Source organism: Bartonella sp. AP58NXGY, from assembly GCF_042195785.1.
In the GTDB taxonomy this organism is placed as follows: Bacteria; Pseudomonadota; Alphaproteobacteria; order Rhizobiales; family Rhizobiaceae; genus Bartonella.
Map to the genome: position 1 here is coordinate 124,446 of NZ_JBHIOY010000003.1, position 15,082 is coordinate 139,527.

Annotated in this window: 15 protein-coding genes; 5 read left to right on the top strand and 10 right to left on the bottom strand. The window is 38.7% G+C overall.

Annotated elements, in window-relative coordinates:
* Window positions 1–35 precede the first annotated feature (35 nt).
* The gene (gene ychF / locus ACFINC_RS03175; RefSeq protein ID WP_375616067.1) at window positions 36–1,139 is read right to left on the bottom strand and encodes a redox-regulated ATPase YchF; all 1,104 of its coding nucleotides are present in this window, start codon (window positions 1,137–1,139) and stop codon (window positions 36–38) included.
* 270 nt (window positions 1,140–1,409) lie between these two features.
* Here ychF and ACFINC_RS03180 point away from each other — a divergent pair, with 270 nt between their 5' ends.
* Window positions 1,410–2,150: a L,D-transpeptidase gene (locus ACFINC_RS03180; RefSeq protein WP_375616068.1), complete on the top strand. Its 741-nt coding sequence runs from the start codon at window positions 1,410–1,412 to the stop codon at window positions 2,148–2,150.
* Between the two features lie 415 nt (window positions 2,151–2,565).
* Here ACFINC_RS03180 and pth read toward each other — a convergent pair whose 3' ends face one another.
* Together pth and ACFINC_RS03190 are read right to left on the bottom strand one after the other, a co-directional pair.
* Complete coding sequence (pth, locus tag ACFINC_RS03185) at window positions 2,566–3,141, bottom strand: aminoacyl-tRNA hydrolase (RefSeq protein ID WP_375616069.1); 576 nt, start codon at window positions 3,139–3,141, stop codon at window positions 2,566–2,568.
* A 76-nt stretch (window positions 3,142–3,217) separates the two neighbouring features.
* On the bottom strand, window positions 3,218–3,847 hold the full coding sequence (locus ACFINC_RS03190; protein WP_375616070.1) for a 50S ribosomal protein L25/general stress protein Ctc: 630 nt from the start codon (window positions 3,845–3,847) through the stop codon (window positions 3,218–3,220).
* A 287-nt stretch (window positions 3,848–4,134) separates the two neighbouring features.
* Between ACFINC_RS03190 and ACFINC_RS03195 the strand changes: the two genes are divergently transcribed.
* Window positions 4,135–5,634 (top strand): helicase HerA domain-containing protein, encoded by a 1,500-nt coding sequence (locus ACFINC_RS03195; protein ID WP_375616071.1) that lies wholly within the window; start codon window positions 4,135–4,137, stop codon window positions 5,632–5,634.
* Here ACFINC_RS03195 and ACFINC_RS03200 read toward each other — a convergent pair.
* The 4 genes from ACFINC_RS03200 to lgt all read right to left on the bottom strand — a co-directional run bounded on the left by ACFINC_RS03200 (window position 5,631) and on the right by lgt (window position 9,864).
* Entirely contained in the window at window positions 5,631–6,563 is a 933-nt protein-coding gene (locus ACFINC_RS03200) for a ribose-phosphate pyrophosphokinase (protein ID WP_375606345.1), read from the bottom strand. The two genes, ACFINC_RS03195 and ACFINC_RS03200, sit on opposite strands and share 4 nt — an antisense overlap.
* A 474-nt stretch (window positions 6,564–7,037) precedes the next feature.
* On the bottom strand, window positions 7,038–7,829 hold the full coding sequence (pgeF, locus tag ACFINC_RS03205) for a peptidoglycan editing factor PgeF (RefSeq protein WP_375616072.1): 792 nt from the start codon (window positions 7,827–7,829) through the stop codon (window positions 7,038–7,040).
* Between the two features lie 102 nt (window positions 7,830–7,931).
* On the bottom strand, window positions 7,932–9,011 hold the full coding sequence (locus ACFINC_RS03210) for a class I SAM-dependent methyltransferase (RefSeq protein WP_375616073.1): 1,080 nt from the start codon (window positions 9,009–9,011) through the stop codon (window positions 7,932–7,934).
* Window positions 8,986–9,864 carry a prolipoprotein diacylglyceryl transferase gene (lgt, locus tag ACFINC_RS03215; RefSeq protein ID WP_375616074.1) on the bottom strand — a complete coding sequence of 293 codons (879 nt, stop codon included), beginning with the start codon at window positions 9,862–9,864 and terminating at the stop codon, window positions 8,986–8,988. Before lgt ends, ACFINC_RS03210 begins: the two co-directional genes overlap by 26 nt.
* 304 nt (window positions 9,865–10,168) lie before the next feature.
* On the opposite strand from lgt, the gene ACFINC_RS03220 reads away from it, so the two are divergent.
* Both ACFINC_RS03220 and ACFINC_RS03225 read left to right on the top strand, forming a co-directional pair.
* Complete coding sequence (locus tag ACFINC_RS03220; RefSeq protein WP_375616075.1) at window positions 10,169–10,432, top strand: accessory factor UbiK family protein; 264 nt, start codon at window positions 10,169–10,171, stop codon at window positions 10,430–10,432.
* A 376-nt stretch (window positions 10,433–10,808) separates the two neighbouring features.
* Window positions 10,809–11,309: a YbjN domain-containing protein gene (locus tag ACFINC_RS03225; RefSeq protein WP_375607755.1), complete on the top strand. Its 501-nt coding sequence runs from the start codon at window positions 10,809–10,811 to the stop codon at window positions 11,307–11,309.
* A 46-nt stretch (window positions 11,310–11,355) separates the two neighbouring features.
* Here ACFINC_RS03225 and ACFINC_RS03230 read toward each other — a convergent pair whose 3' ends face one another.
* Window positions 11,356–12,696, bottom strand: coding sequence for an ATP-binding protein (locus ACFINC_RS03230; RefSeq protein ID WP_375616076.1), 1,341 nt, complete (start codon window positions 12,694–12,696; stop codon window positions 11,356–11,358).
* An 8-nt stretch (window positions 12,697–12,704) separates the two neighbouring features.
* Window positions 12,705–13,409: a response regulator gene (locus tag ACFINC_RS03235; RefSeq protein WP_375616077.1), complete on the bottom strand. Its 705-nt coding sequence runs from the start codon at window positions 13,407–13,409 to the stop codon at window positions 12,705–12,707.
* A 142-nt stretch (window positions 13,410–13,551) separates the two neighbouring features.
* On the opposite strand from ACFINC_RS03235, the gene ACFINC_RS03240 reads away from it, so the two are divergent.
* Window positions 13,552–14,202 carry an MBL fold metallo-hydrolase gene (locus ACFINC_RS03240; RefSeq protein WP_375616078.1) on the top strand — a complete coding sequence of 217 codons (651 nt, stop codon included), beginning with the start codon at window positions 13,552–13,554 and terminating at the stop codon, window positions 14,200–14,202.
* Between the two features lie 71 nt (window positions 14,203–14,273).
* On the opposite strand, the gene ACFINC_RS03245 is transcribed toward ACFINC_RS03240, so the two are convergent.
* Entirely contained in the window at window positions 14,274–15,080 is an 807-nt protein-coding gene (locus ACFINC_RS03245) for a BA14K family protein (RefSeq protein WP_375616079.1), read from the bottom strand.
* Window positions 15,081–15,082 lie beyond the last annotated feature (2 nt).

Sequence of the window (15,082 nt, forward strand, 5' to 3'; positions counted from 1 at the left end):
ATTTTCAAGATAAACTATTAAGACAGAGTGAAGATTTAAGTATTGTGTTTAAATAACATGATATCGCCATCTTGCACAATGTATTCTTTTCCTTCATCGCGGGCTTTTCCTGCTTCTTTTGCACCGCTTTCTCCACCCAGAGCAATATAGTCATTGTAGCTGATGGTTTGTGCACGAATGAAGCCGCGCTCAAAATCTGAGTGAATAACGCCAGCTGCTTGGGGAGCTTTGGTACCACGCGCAATTGTCCATGCTCGCGTTTCCTTAGGTCCACAGGTGAAGTAAGTAATGAGATCAAGTAAATGATAACCAGCGCGAATAAGGCGATTTAAACTTGGTTCAAAGAGTCCTAGAGCATTGAGATATTCTGAGGCTTCAGCATCACTCAGTTGCGTGATTTCCGCTTCGATAGAAGCCGAAATGATAATGCTTTGCGCATTTTGCTCTGTTGCCATTTTTTCAACTGTTTGGGTAAAACTATTGCCATGAGCGGCGTCATTTTCGCTTACGTTGCAAACATAAAGTACAGGTTTGGAGGTTAAAAGATTTAAACTTTTAAGAATGTTCTGTTCATCAGAAGAGATATCTTTGAGTAATAAGCGGATAGGGTTTCCCTGTTGCAGTATGTTTAATGCTTTTTCCATAATGGGTAGAATTGTAAGGGCTTCTTTGTCTTTTCCAGTTGCCCGTTTACGGATTTGTACGATTCGTCTTTCAAGACTTTCAAGATCTGCAAGCATGAGTTCGGTTTCAACCGTTGTTGCATCACTAACAGGATCAATACGTCCTTCTACGTGGGTAATATCTTCGTTTTGAAAACAGCGTAAAACGTGGACAATGGCATCGACTTCACGGATATTGGCTAAAAATTTATTCCCTAAACCTTCGCCTTTTGAGGCTCCTCGTACCAACCCCGCAATATCAACGAAGTTAATGCGTGTAGGAATCGTTTCTTTTGAACCAGCAATTGATGCAATTTTTTCCATTCGTAAATCTGGAACAGCAACTTCACCGGTATTGGGTTCAATGGTACAAAAAGGATAATTGGCAGCCTGTGCAGTGGCTGTTTTTGTTAATGCATTAAAAAGAGTTGATTTCCCAACATTAGGTAATCCGACAATACCACATTTAAAGCCCATGAGAGTCTTTCTTTTCTATTGATTTTATGATCAAGATAAAGCTTCTTTTTTATAGCATATTTTCAGAAGAGTTATAGTCTTTGTATTGCAATAAATGAGAAAAAAGTCTACAATAACAGACAATCTACTTTTTTATCTTTTAAAATTCTTCTTATCTTAATTACTTTCTTAGTTTCAAGAATAAGAGAACTTCAAATTAGTGTTAATAGTGTGCTAAGTTTTTTGTGGTACGGAAATCTGCATAAGTAATTAATCGGAGAAAATAGAAGAGTGTTATCTCGTTGTACCTTTTTAATTTTAGCACTTTTAGCTTTGGCTGGGTGTGCTACACATCCGTCAGATATATCGTCGGTTCCTGTTCAACAAATTCGATACATTCCACCAGAGATACAGGCTTTGTACGGTCCTGTAACGAATGAGGCTTATTTGTTACCTGCTGTTGATCTTGCGACAATTGATCCAAAGTTTTGGCGACAAGAAGTGCTTTATTATACATCTTATCCTCCTGGAACATTGGTTATAGATACGGAAGAATGTTTTCTTTACCTTATTGGTGAAAATGGGAAAGCTTTACGTTATGGGATTGGAGTCGGTAAAGAAGGACTAGCATTTGAAGGTGAAGGGGTTGTACAGCGCAAGCGTCGGTGGCCTAATTGGGCTCCTACTGCAGCAATGATGGCTCGAGAGCCAGAACGTTATGGTCATTTAGGGAAAGGAATGCCTCCAGGCCCCGATAATCCATTGGGCGCACGGGCACTCTATCTTTTCAAAAATGGAAAAGATACACTTTTCCGTATTCATGGCTCACATGAATCTTGGTCAATTGGGCGTGCTATTTCAAGTGGGTGTATCCGTTTGCTCAATCAAGATATTATTGATCTTTATAATCGTGTTCCCGTTGGTTCGCGTGTTGTGGTGTTGCAAAACAATAGGAGTAACCCTACAGTTTACAGTCAGCAATTAAATGGCTACGATCCACTACAATCAACCATTCAGCCGGATGATTTTTAATTTGAGGGAGAAGATTGGAGAGGACCATTGAGTATTTTGGTTTGCTGTTCAATCTTCTCTTTCTTCAAAAAAGAGTATAGACCTCTTCTCTGTTTCAAAAGATATGTACAAATATCATTATTCTATTTTCTAGTTTTCATATTTTCCCAACAGATTTTGCCTTTGAGGAAATTCATAAGAGGCATTTTTCTTTCTTTTTTCAAAAGTTTTTATCCATATGTCTTCCAACTTGTGAGGTGTAAGCCAATGGTTTTTATTGTTTCATTATCAATAGATTTAAAATAAATCTTGTGATATTTGGCATTTCTATTCAAGAATATAAAACAATTAATTTTTATAAATCAATAAGTTATATGTAAAGATTCTATAGAGAAGGGTTGATTTTTTTGTTGATGAGAGAAATAAGCTGTTAGGGTTAGTTCTTATTTTTTATTGTTTGTGAAATTTCATTCATAAAGAGAGATTTGTCATCTTTTATGAGAAGAGAAGTATTTTTTGCAATTGCCTCTAAGAGAGGAGGAAGCCATTCTTGATCAGATTTGGTAAAATTTCCTAAAACATGCTGATGAACAAGTTCTTTGCTTCCAGGATGACCAATTCCTATGCGTATACGGCAATAATTAGTACCACAATGGGTATCAATGGATTTAATACCATTATGTCCATTATTTCCTCCACCAATTTTTACACGGACTTTTCCCGGAGGCAGGTCTAACTCATCATAAATGATGATCAAATTCTTCAAATCTAATTTATAAAATCGCAAAGCTTCACCGATCGCTTGACCAGAGCAATTCATAAAAGTTTGCGGTTTTATAAGAAAAATTTTCTCATTATCTATGAAACCATTGGAGATTTCTGCTTGAAACTTTTTCGACCATGGAGAAAAAGAAAAAGATTGGTAAATGGCATCAACAGCCATAAAACCGATATTATGGCGGTTATTTTGATATTGTAAACCAGGATTGCCAAGACCAGCAATAAGCCACATGTGTATCTTCAGTCAAAGTATGAGTAAAGGTAATGTCTCATAAATTAAGGCGGAAAAAATTTCCGCCTTTTGAGTTTTATGAAGTTTGCGTGTCTTCATCATCATTTTCTTGTTCAGAGGTTTCATCGCTGATATCCATGCCAGCAGGAGCTGCAATGGTTGCAATGGTAAAATCGCGATCTTGGATGATGGGAGTCACATCTTTGGGCAGTTGCACTGCTGAAATGTGAATAGAATCACCGATAGAGTAGCTGGAGAGATCAATTTCAATAGCTTCAGGAATAGCACTTGCTGGAGCTGTACATTCAATTTCGTGCCGAACAATATTGAGGACACCACCCTTTTTAAGTCCAGGTGCTGTATCTTCATTGAGGAAGTGGACAGGAATATTCACTTCTACAACGGATTTTGCTGAAATGCGCAAAAAGTCTACATGGAGGGGAAAGTCACGCACGGGATCTAATTGATAATCTTTTGGCAAAACCATAATTTTTTGCTTGTCAAGAATAATCGTTGCAATGGTGGTGCGAAAGCCACCAGCATGAATTTTGTAGAAAATTTCTTTATAGGGAACTGTTATTGCCAAAGGTGGTTGTTTTTCACCATAAATGACAGCAGGAATAAGACCGTTGCGGCGAAGTTCACGGGAGGACCCCTTACCAACCCGCTCGCGTTTTTCGGCCTTAAGAGTGTAGCTTTTGCTCATAATTTAAGTCCTTTTTACATGATTGGAGATCCTTCAAAAACAATAATAGTTTTTGCATGGATATGAAGATATGCGCTGATAAGCAGCGATTGCTCCATTCTGCGTTGCCTCCAAGGGTGTCTACGCAGAAGTTTGTTCTATAATTCAAACTATTCATAGATGCAAGAGTTGTGGGAAAAATCGATGATTTCTATCGTTAAAAAAGAGGAAATGTTACACATTATGGTACGGGATGGAGAATCAACCAATATGCGCTGATATGTTCAAAATCAAACACTGGAGATGTTATGAAGGTTGAGATTGCCTTGGGTGAGATATCAGAGAGTCGTGCTTTGCATAAATCGATGCCAGCACTTCTTGACTTGGAAGAATTATTGGCGACACGTCTTCTTGTACAAGGTAATTCCGGTTCAGGAAAATCACATCTTTTACGCCGTCTTTTGGAGCAAAGTGCTAAGTGGGTGCAGCATTGTGTAATTGATCCAGAAGGCGATTTTGTAACTTTGGCAGATAAATTTGGTCATGTTATTGTAGAGGCTCAACGTAGTGAATTAGAATTGACTCGTATTGCCCATCGCATTCGACAACATCGGGTTTCGGTAGTATTTAATCTTGAAGGTTTGGATACTGAACAACAGATGCGTGCTGTGGGTGCTTTCCTTGGGGCACTGTTTGATGTGGAACGTGATTATTGGTATCCTATGCTTGTCGTTGTTGATGAAGCACAATTGTTTGCTCCAACTGCCGCAGGAGAAGTTTCGGATGAAGCACGTAAAATTTCACTGAGTGCTATGACTAATCTTATGTGTCGGGGGCGCAAACGTGGTCTTGCTGGTGTTATTGCGACACAACGTTTGGCTAAGTTGGCCAAAAATGTTGCTGCTGAAGCTTCAAACTTTTTAATAGGGCGGACTTTTTTAGATATTGATATGGTGCGTGCTGCTGATCTCTTGGGAATGGAGCGTCGCCAAGCGGAAATGTTTAGAGATCTTGAGCGGGGAAATTTTATCGCTTTAGGCCCTGCTTTATCACGACGTCCCTTACCAATCATTATCGGTTCTGTTGAAACTTTGGCACGCTCTTCTAGTCCTAAATTAATGCCACTTCCAACAGAGCGGGATGATGTGCAAGAGCTCGTTTTTACTGCTTCACCAGAGGAAATTTTAACGCCATTTAAACAAACACGAGAGCCGATGAGGGAAAAGTCAATGCACGAGATGTTAGAGGAGGTCGTGCATAAAAAACAAGAGTTGTTGGAAGAAAACCTGAGTTTATTTCCTGAACTTTCTGATGTTGAGCGTGACGGCCAAGCAGAACATATTATTCGGGAAATTCTTGAGGATTCTGAGGCTTTTTATCGTTCAACAGCGGTGCTTTATCAAGATTTTTCAGTTCGTTGCCGTATCCATGGGATGTCAAAGGTTCCTTTTAATCTTTCACAATTTCGGCGTAAATTGGCTATTGCTCAGGCTTTTGTTGATGAACAAACGGCTGTCAGTGAACATTGGAAACATATTTTGCAGATATCAGAAAGTTTGGAAGAAGATGTTCAAGGAGTCTTCTTGAACGTGGCACAGTCCGCATTAGGGGGAAAACCATGTCCATCTGATGCATTTTTAGCACGTCTTTATGGGACTCATTCTTTAAGCCGTGCACGCCGACTTTTAACCTACTTTGAAGAGCGTGGACTTATTGTTATTCACACGCATTTTAGTGGTCAACGTATTGTTGCATTTCCTGATCTTGGTGTTGAAACAGCGCCGGGAGACCCCAAGGAACCACTTTAACCAAATAAGCTGGAAACCGATTGTTCTGCTGCTGTCCTTGCTATTGCTTCTCCCATAAGGTCGGCAATGGGCAAAACACGAATATTATGGGTTTTCTCAATAGCTTGTGTTGGCATAATTGAATCTGTAATAACCAATTCTTTCATCTCTGAATTGGCAATTCGCTCGATTGCATTACCAGAAAGAACACCGTGCGTGATATAAGCTGTGACACTATTGGCACCATGTTTAAGCAGAGCACTTGCTGCATTGCATAAAGTTCCACCTGAATCAACAATATCATCAAGCAAAAGGCAATCTTTTCCCGATACATCTCCAATGATATTCATAACTTCTGATTCACCGGGGCTTTCGCGACGTTTATCCACAATAGCGAGCAAACTGTTCAAGCGCTTGGCGAGTGCGCGCGCGCGCACCACACCACCCACATCAGGTGAAACAACGATAACATTTTCAAGAGAATAATGCACTTTGACATCGCGAGAAATGACAGGAACAGCATAGAGATTATCTGTAGGGATATCAAAAAAACCTTGAATTTGTCCTGCATGAAGGTCCAATGTTAAAACACGATGGGCCCCTGCTTCAGTAATGAGGTTGGCAACAAGTTTTGCAGAAATAGGAGTTCGTGGTCCTGGTTTTCTATCTTGGCGTGCATAGCCAAAATAGGGGATAACAGCTGTAATACGACGCGCAGAAGAACGACGAAGGGCATCAATCATGATGAGTAATTCCATCAAATGATCATTTGCGGGATAGGATGTAGATTGCAAAACAAAAACATCTTGTCCACGTACATTTTCATGCAGTTCTACGAAAATTTCTTGATCAGCAAAGCGCTTTACAGTTGCTTTGCCTAAGGGGATGTTCAAATAATTTGCAACATCTTCAGCTAGGCGTGGATTAGAATTTCCGCAGAAAAGTTTCATAGTAGAACCTCTGAATCATCATGGTAGGAATGCGACACGGTTTTTAATTTCTTTTTATTAAATTGCAAGAAAACAATTACAAAACCATTACAATTTTATTGATTATTATTAAAGAGCTATGCAGTATGTTTTCTCTTTTTCCAAAAGTTTGTTACTTTTAGAGCAAAGTTTTTTCTCCATGCGGCAAAGAAAAACATATTGATTAAGCTTTTTGGTTATTACTTTATAAAAATACTTTCAATATGGGGAATGTTTCATATTTAAGATGAATGAAGGGGAGTAATAAAAAGAAGTATTATCTTGCCTTCAATCATTATAACCAAACATTGAAAATGATCATAGCGAAGGCTATCATATTTTATGGGCTGGTAGATAATTTCGTGAGAAAAGCAAAGTACAATGGGGTTTATTTTTCCATTTGGGTAAAAAGTTTAGTTTTGCAGTTTTGGTATTGTTCTCAAGCATAAAAGGGGCTCATCTTTTATTTTTCAGCATAATAGCAGAAATTTGCCGTCCGTAATCGGGTTCGTTGCGGTGTATTGCACGGCGATAGGAGAAAAAACGCTGTTCATCTTGATAGGTACAAAGCTCTACACAAGAAGCATTAACACCTGCTTCTTTGAGTTGATTTATAATAAATGCCCATAGATTAAAGCGAAAATGATTGACTTTTTCTGTTTTTAAAAAATATTTTTGAAATTTGCTATGGCACTCCATAAATTGGTTATAAAATTCACTTGTTACTTCGTAGTGGCATGGACCAATACAAGGTCCAAGAACTGCTGTTATTGATTGTCTTTTAGCTCCGTGCTTTTCCATAACAGCAATTGTTTTCTCGATAATTCCATTTAAGCTTCCTCGCCAGCCAGCATGAGTTGCAGCGATGACACCGGCTTGTGGATCAGCAAACAGAATAGGTCCACAATCTGCTGTAAGAACCCCAATAACGAGTCCTGGTGTGGTCGTAACAAGAGCATCAGCTTTAGGAGGTTCACCGATAATTGCTTGATGAGCTACAACAACGTTACAGGAGTGTATTTGATTGACCGTGACTAAATTTTGTACCTCAATAGAAAAATAGTCGGCAATCAAAAGACGATTCTGTACGATATGTTCAGGTTGATCATTTGAACTTTTCCCGACATTAAGGCTATGATAAAGATTTTTTGAAACACCACTTTGTCGTGTAAAAAATCCATGTTTTATCCCATGGGTGTGTAAAGTAGAAAGGTTTTTTGCGAGGATAGGATGAGGGGTAGGTTTCATAAAAGTTCCTTATGGGGATTATTTGAAGTGAGGGTGGAGATGCTCATATTTGTCAATGAATATTTCAGATAATGATGTGCTTATTGACAAAAGCGCCGATCATTAAAATTGAGGAGGTATGGGGATATTTTTATCACTGAAATATAAAACTTTAAATAATTTTCCCATTTGATCTGGACCAGCGAGCCGTTCAATGTCTTGGCGGATTTTGTCTTGCAAAGGAGCGCTTTTTCCCGTTCCAAGCTGTTTTGCACGCTCCAGTAGCCCCATTTTAAAAAGAAAATCTCCTTGCTCGAAGATTTCAGCAAAACAGCCCTGTTTAAGAGCGATGTTTTTTAAAAAAGAAAAATCAACATGGGATGTTAAATCATGTTGACCAGGGGCATCAAAAACATCACGAAATCTATGTTTTGAGAGTGCTTGCAAGGTATCGCCAAAGGCAAGCTCACAAGCACCATAGTCAATAAGTAAAGCAGAACCTGTCACTTGCACTAAATGGTGGCTGATTTGTTGCATGAATTGATGCCGTAAGGGCGCATGTTCAAAAATTGTTCCGTCAGGCACTTTAGAACAATAGGTTTGTAGACAAGAAGAGGGAAGTTTATGCGGAGCAGCAATAAAGATGAAATCTCCATTTTGATTGACTGTAATGCGGCGCTCTTTCCATTCTCCATTGACTTTAATATATTGGTTGATAGGGAGTGTATCGAGAAATTCATTAGCAATGAGGAAGAGAGGTTTTGGAGGAATTTGATTAAAATTTTCAATGCTATGGATTTGTTTTTGATAAGAGAAAAGACGTTTTTTTTGTTCTTTTGCGAGTTTTTGGCTTATTTCGATCAGAAAAATTTCAGCAGCATTAAATGCCGTTTGAGAGAGCTTTTGGATGGTTCGTAAAATGTCATCCATCAAAGTTCCTCGTCCTGGACCTATCTCAGCGAGGATAAAAGGATGAGGACACCCTTGAGCTTTCCAGCTTGCAAGAGTCCAAATGCCAATCATCTCTCCAAATAATTGGCTTATTTCAGGTGCTGTAATGAAATCACCAGCATGTCCAAAAGGGGTTTGTGTGTGATAATAACCAAATTGGGGATCGGTGATTGCCAACGTCATATATTGGCTAACAGTGATTGGTCCATTAAGGGCAATAATTTCTTTAATTTTTTCTTTGAGATTGGCCATTTTCTGTCGGTTTATATTTAAAGGCGTGGAGAAGAAGATAAAACCCTACAAGAAGCATGGGAAGAGATAAAGCCATGCCATAGGTAAAACCAGTAGAATGGAAAAGGGTGGAAAACCATTCTGGATCTTCTTGAGGTGCACGGTAAATTTCAGAAATGCTGCGCGCTATTGCATAGCCTATAATAAATATTCCTGATACAGTACCGGGACGTTTTAATGCTTTGAAACCAAAAATAAGAAGACACAGGATGATGAAGAGAAGAAATCCTTCCATGAATGCTTCGTAAAGTTGGCTTGGATGGCGCGGTAGATAGTAAGGGTCGAGAGGAAAACAAACAGCCCAAGGATATGTGGTAATATTGCCCCATAATTCTTGATTGGTGAAGTTGCAGATTCGCACAATGCCGATACCAATAGGAGCACCCGCAGCAATGATATCAAACATGGCTCGTATATCGATATGATTTTTACGAGCAAACCAGATCATTGCAATGGTAATGCCAATGAGTCCGCCATGAAAGGACATTCCCCCATTCCATATGGCGATGATGGCACTTGGATGGTTAAAATAGTAAATAGGATCCCATACAAGGACTTGTCCTAAACGTCCTCCAACAACAATACTGATGGCAGACAAAACAACAAAATCTCCGAGCTTCTCTTTATCCATAGGAGGGTGGTTTTTATGCCATAGAGATATTTTTTTTAACAATTTTTGCGCATACCACCAAGCAAAAAGAATACCCACAACGTAACCAAGTCCATACCAATGAAGTGCTATAGGACCTAGCTGGATAATGACAGGATCAAGAAAAGACGGAAAAGCAATGGCTGGACAGGCGAGATTGTTCATGAATTAAGCATTTTACATTATATGAGATGAATATGAAGTGACTCTAATGATCAGAAATGACAGATGAATGCACAATGGTCAAGTCAGGAGAGAGGCAAGTTAGAAAGGGCAATAGATTTCCACTAGTTTATCGTGGTAAAAAAATATGGTAATAAAAGGAATATAAAAATTAAACAAAATCGTTATAAAAGATCTGCACAGGAGGGTGAAAATAGGGTAAAAGGAACAAATTACAGTATCTAAATGTTATGAGAATACGCTATATAATGCGTGCGTTAATAATTAAAATTTAAGGAAAAATGTTATGCGTAATGGATCAAACCGTATTCTTGATGAATTAGCGAAATTAGCAACAGATGCTGCTGGCGTTGCGCAAGGTATACGACGTGAAGCTGGAACAGCTTTTCGTGTGCAGGCTGAAAAGATAGCAAACAAACTTGATCTTGTTTCACGCGAAGAATTTGAGACTTTTAAGGAGATGGTGCTAAAAATCCATGCTGATAATGTTGATTTGAAAAGGCGCCTTGATGATTTAGAAAAAAATGCAGACACGAAAAAAGTAAAATAGTTTTTCTAAAAAAAAATCTTTTAAAAATATCCCCAATTTTTCAATGTGATGCATGAAACTAAAAAATGCTTAATCTTGAGTCTATTAGAGAGAAGCGTTTATTTATTTTTGATTTTTTTTTGGGTAAAAGTACATTTTTTTGAATCAGGGGGGCTGGCGCTATCAAATTGTATCAATACACTGAAAAAACTTGATGATTCGTTTCATGATTATCAGGTTTCCTTAAAGAGCGCGATTATGTTCTAGGTGTTTGTGTTTTTGTTGATGTTTTTAATGTGTATTTGTTTGGTGTAAGAGGTTTGATTGTAGCAAATATTGTTACAATTTAAGCGGTTTATATTCTGTTGACAATGTTTTAAGATGATTGAGGATTGTGATGAGGCTTGCATTTTGCGCCACAGAAAGAAAAGAGCATCCTGTTGATTTTATCGAACAGATTGCTTGTGAATATGATTGGTCGTTTGAGCGAGATGCGCAAGATGAAATTAGCGTTTGTGTGGAAGGGAAACGGGCCAATTATCGTCTTGCTTTTTCATGGATAGAAGAGCATGAAGCACTTCATTTGGCTTGTTCATTTGATCTTTCTATTGAACATGCCCGAACAGCCGAAATACAGCGCTTATTGCTAGCAATTAATGAAAAATTGTTGTTGGGACATTTTGATTATTGGCAAAGAAATAACTCGGTTATTTATCGACAAGGTCTTCTTTTGGCTGGTGGGGCGCATCCATCCCATATACAAGTTGAAACATTGTTGATACATGCACTTAAAGCCTGTGAAAGCCATTATGTTGCATTTCAGATGGTGGCTTTATCGGGAGAAAGCGCTTACAAGGCACTGCAATACACTTTGTTTGAAACTGTAGGGAATGCCTAAAATATCAAGTTTGTTATTTTTTACAGACTGTTTACTGAAATATGATTCATCGGGGGATATCAAGAATAGCGCGCAATCCCCCGAGTGGGCTCTCATCTAATTGTATATTGCCACCATGGCTGCGTGCTATGTCTTGGGCAATAGAAAGACCAAGCCCTGTTCCACTTGCATCTTGATTTCGTGCTTTATCAAGTCGAAAGAATGGCTTAAAAACTTCTGTGCGCATATTTTTATGAATTCCAGGTCCATTATCATCGATTATCAATATAAAGGATTCTTGTTGAGAGTTAGCAGTTAGTTTAACGGTCGTGCTGTGACAAAATGCATTTGATACAAGATTGCTGACCAAGCGTGTGAAAGCACGGGGACGTACTTGTATTTCTGTAGGACCTTCAATAGTGTAAGAAAATTGACGTTTGTGTAGATGAGCATCGGCGGAGAATTTTTCCATAAGAGCATTTAAATCAAAAGTCTTGACACTTTCACTTCCTTCACCTCGAGCAAAAGCAAGATAATCTTCTAACATATTTTGCATGTCACTTACATCTTGCTCAAGCGGTTTAATATCAAAGTCAGTATTTGCTAATGCTAGCTGAAGTTTAAAACGTGTAAGAATAGTTCTTAAATCATGGCTTACGCCTGAAAGCATCATCGTGCGTTGTTCTATTTGGCGTTCAATACGTTCACGCATGCGTAAAAAAGCAATGCCTGCGCGACGGACTTCATCGGCTCCTTGTGGTTGAAATCCTTTTGGTAAGGGACGACCTCGCCCAAAACTTTCAGCCGCTTCAGCAAGTTGTTGAATTGGTTTTATTTGGTTGCGCAAGAAATAAATTGCTATCAACAATAAAACAAGAGCTGTTCCTACCATCCAGCTTAAAAAAATAGAGGTATTGGAAGCATAGGCTTGGCTGCGCGGAGCGAAGACACGCAAGATGTTGTGACCAAGGTGGACACGGATTTCAACAAGATCAGAATCTCCTACGGTATCAATCCAGAAGGGACGGTTGATTTGGCGGGTGATTTCTTCGCTTAGAAAATAATCAAGAATTGCAAAAAATGGCTTAGGTCCTGGTGGGGGTAAGGGGGCAGGAGAGAGAATAGAAATGTTTAATCCCATACGTTGTTGTGCAATACGCTTGATATCTTCATAGTTATCTTGTTGTGGATATGTTTCAATAATATCAATAATGGCTGAAATATCATGCACAACAGCAGTTGAAAGACGCTCGGTTACCATTTGCCAATGACGTTCCATAAAGACGTAAGCAATGACCGTTTGCAGAAGTACCATGGGAGCAATAATAATGATCAAAGAACGAGCATAAAGCCGTTTAGGCATTTTTTTCGTTAGCCATCGAAAAAAAAATCTTAAAGGTTTGAACATTCTTGCGCCTATTCAATTGAGAGTTTATACCCTATTCCTCGCACAGTTTGGAGCCATATAGGAAGTGCTGGATTTTTTTCGATCTTACGGCGAAGGCGGTTGATTTGTACATCAATGGCACGTTCACCGATAGTGTTGTCACCCATTGCAAATTTATGACGCGGAATGATGTCACCTGCATTTTCGGCAAAAATGACCATCATTTTTTGTTCTTTATCGGTTAATTTAATAATTTCTCCTCCTTTTTTGAGTTCGCGCCGTGAAATTGAAAATATATAAGGACCAAAAACGATTTGCTCAATTTTAGGTTGGCTAAGGGGAAAACCTCGTCGTAAAATGGCGTTGATGCGAAGGAGAAGTTCACGAGGGTCAAATGGCTTAGCCAGATAATCATCTGCGCCTGCTTCTAATCCACGGATACGATTGTCTGTTTCTGATAAAGCGGTAAGCATGAGGATAGGAACATCTTTTGTTTGGCGGAGTGAATGGGTAAGGCTGATACCGTTTTCACCAGGCATCATGACATCAACAATCAGAAGATCAAAATCTAAATTTGCCAACAGTCGTCTTGCTTCATTGGCATTGGCTGAAACTGAAACACGAAATCCATTTTTAATGAGAAACTGAAATAAAAGATTGCGAATACGTGTATCGTCATCAATCACAAGGAGGTGAGGGGCATCATCACACAAAACTTGAACGTGATTGGTCATTTTTCAAAACCTTTAAACTAACTTTTCAAAAGATTTAAGTCTACATAAGTTGCATAAAGCTGTCGAGCAGGCTATTTTACTATTAGAGTAAAAGGAAATATTTCTTATAAACTTGAAAAAAATTATTTTTGCAAAGGGTTTTATGAGTCATTTTAGTACACAGATCATTCCGGTTACGCCTTTTCAGCAAAATTGCACTCTGCTTTTTGATAAGGAACAAAAAGTGGGGGTTCTAGTGGATCCTGGTGGAGATTGGCTTCGAATTCAAGAAGTCATTAAAAAGAAAGGTATTACCGTTGAAGCTATTTGGATAACACATGGTCATTTTGATCATGTGGGAGCAGCAATGCAAGCAAAAGAGAACCTTGGAGTTAAAATTATTGGTTCACATCGCGATGATAAGCCGGTGATGGATGCCGTGAGCGAAAGCGCAAAAAATTATGGCATCACTGATGCTTGCATCTGTATTCCTGACCAATGGTTAGAAGATGGTGAGTGCGTTCGTTTTGCTGAACATGTGTTCAAGGTTTTTCATACACCAGGGCATTCCCCTGGTCATGTCATTTATTTCAATGAAAAAGAACGCTTCGCTTTATTGGGGGATGTTCTTTTTCGTGGTTCTATTGGACGCACGGACTTCCCTTTCTGTTCTCATGAAAAATTGATGCAATCTCTTCGAGAAAAAGTTTTACCTTTAGGCGATGACGTTCGTTTCATCTGTGGGCATGGTCCTGGAAGTTATCTAGGCTATGAACGCCAAAACAATCCTTTTCTTCAAGAGGCTAACATATGAGCAAACAAAAAAAACGCTTCAAAGCGTTTTTTTTGTGGCATTTAAGATTTCTCTAGTAAGTTGTCAAAAAGTTAATTTATTGGGGCATAACAAAGGTGTTCGACACCGTTACGGTCTCGGAAAGTCCCTGTTTTAGGGTTGAAAGAACGGTATTTTTTCTTGCAATATTGAAGCCAATCAGATTCCCATGATTGTTGGAGTGGCTGATACGTTGCCGTTTGCTGCACTTCATAGATTATCTGTTCTTGTGGAATTTGTTGATACACCACCATTTGCTGTGGTGCGGTTTGATAGACAATTTGTGGCTGTTCTGGTTTTTTAAAAACTGTACCAAGAATTGTACCTGTTGCAAGACCAAGAACACCCATTGCTAAAGCATCTCCTGAGTTGTCTATATGAATATTACGGTGTTTTGTCTTTTTGCGCTCGACGTAATGATATGTTTTGTTTTCAACATGATGATAATGGTGGTGGTGATGATGATGGTGTTGTTGTTGTTTTTGTTGTTGTTCCGTCTTACTATGTTTGGCTTTCAATCTGCTCTTGTTATCATCAAAACTCTTGTGGAAATCATCAACAAACTTTTGGAAATCATCAGAAAAAAAGCCACGTTTTTTATGAGAAGAATGGGAGCTAAAATTGTGAGATGGAAAATCAGCTCTCCTATTCATATTCTTCATCGTATCATCTATTCGTTTATCTATATCTCTCATCGTATTATCTATTCGCTTATTTATATCTCTCATCGTATTATCTATTTTTCTCGTAACATAGTCACTATGATCCCATGCCATATCCGCAAGCGTTGTATCTAACGGCATCAAAACGGTTACAGTTGACATTGCTGATAATACCGCTAGCTTGATCACTTTTTTCATAA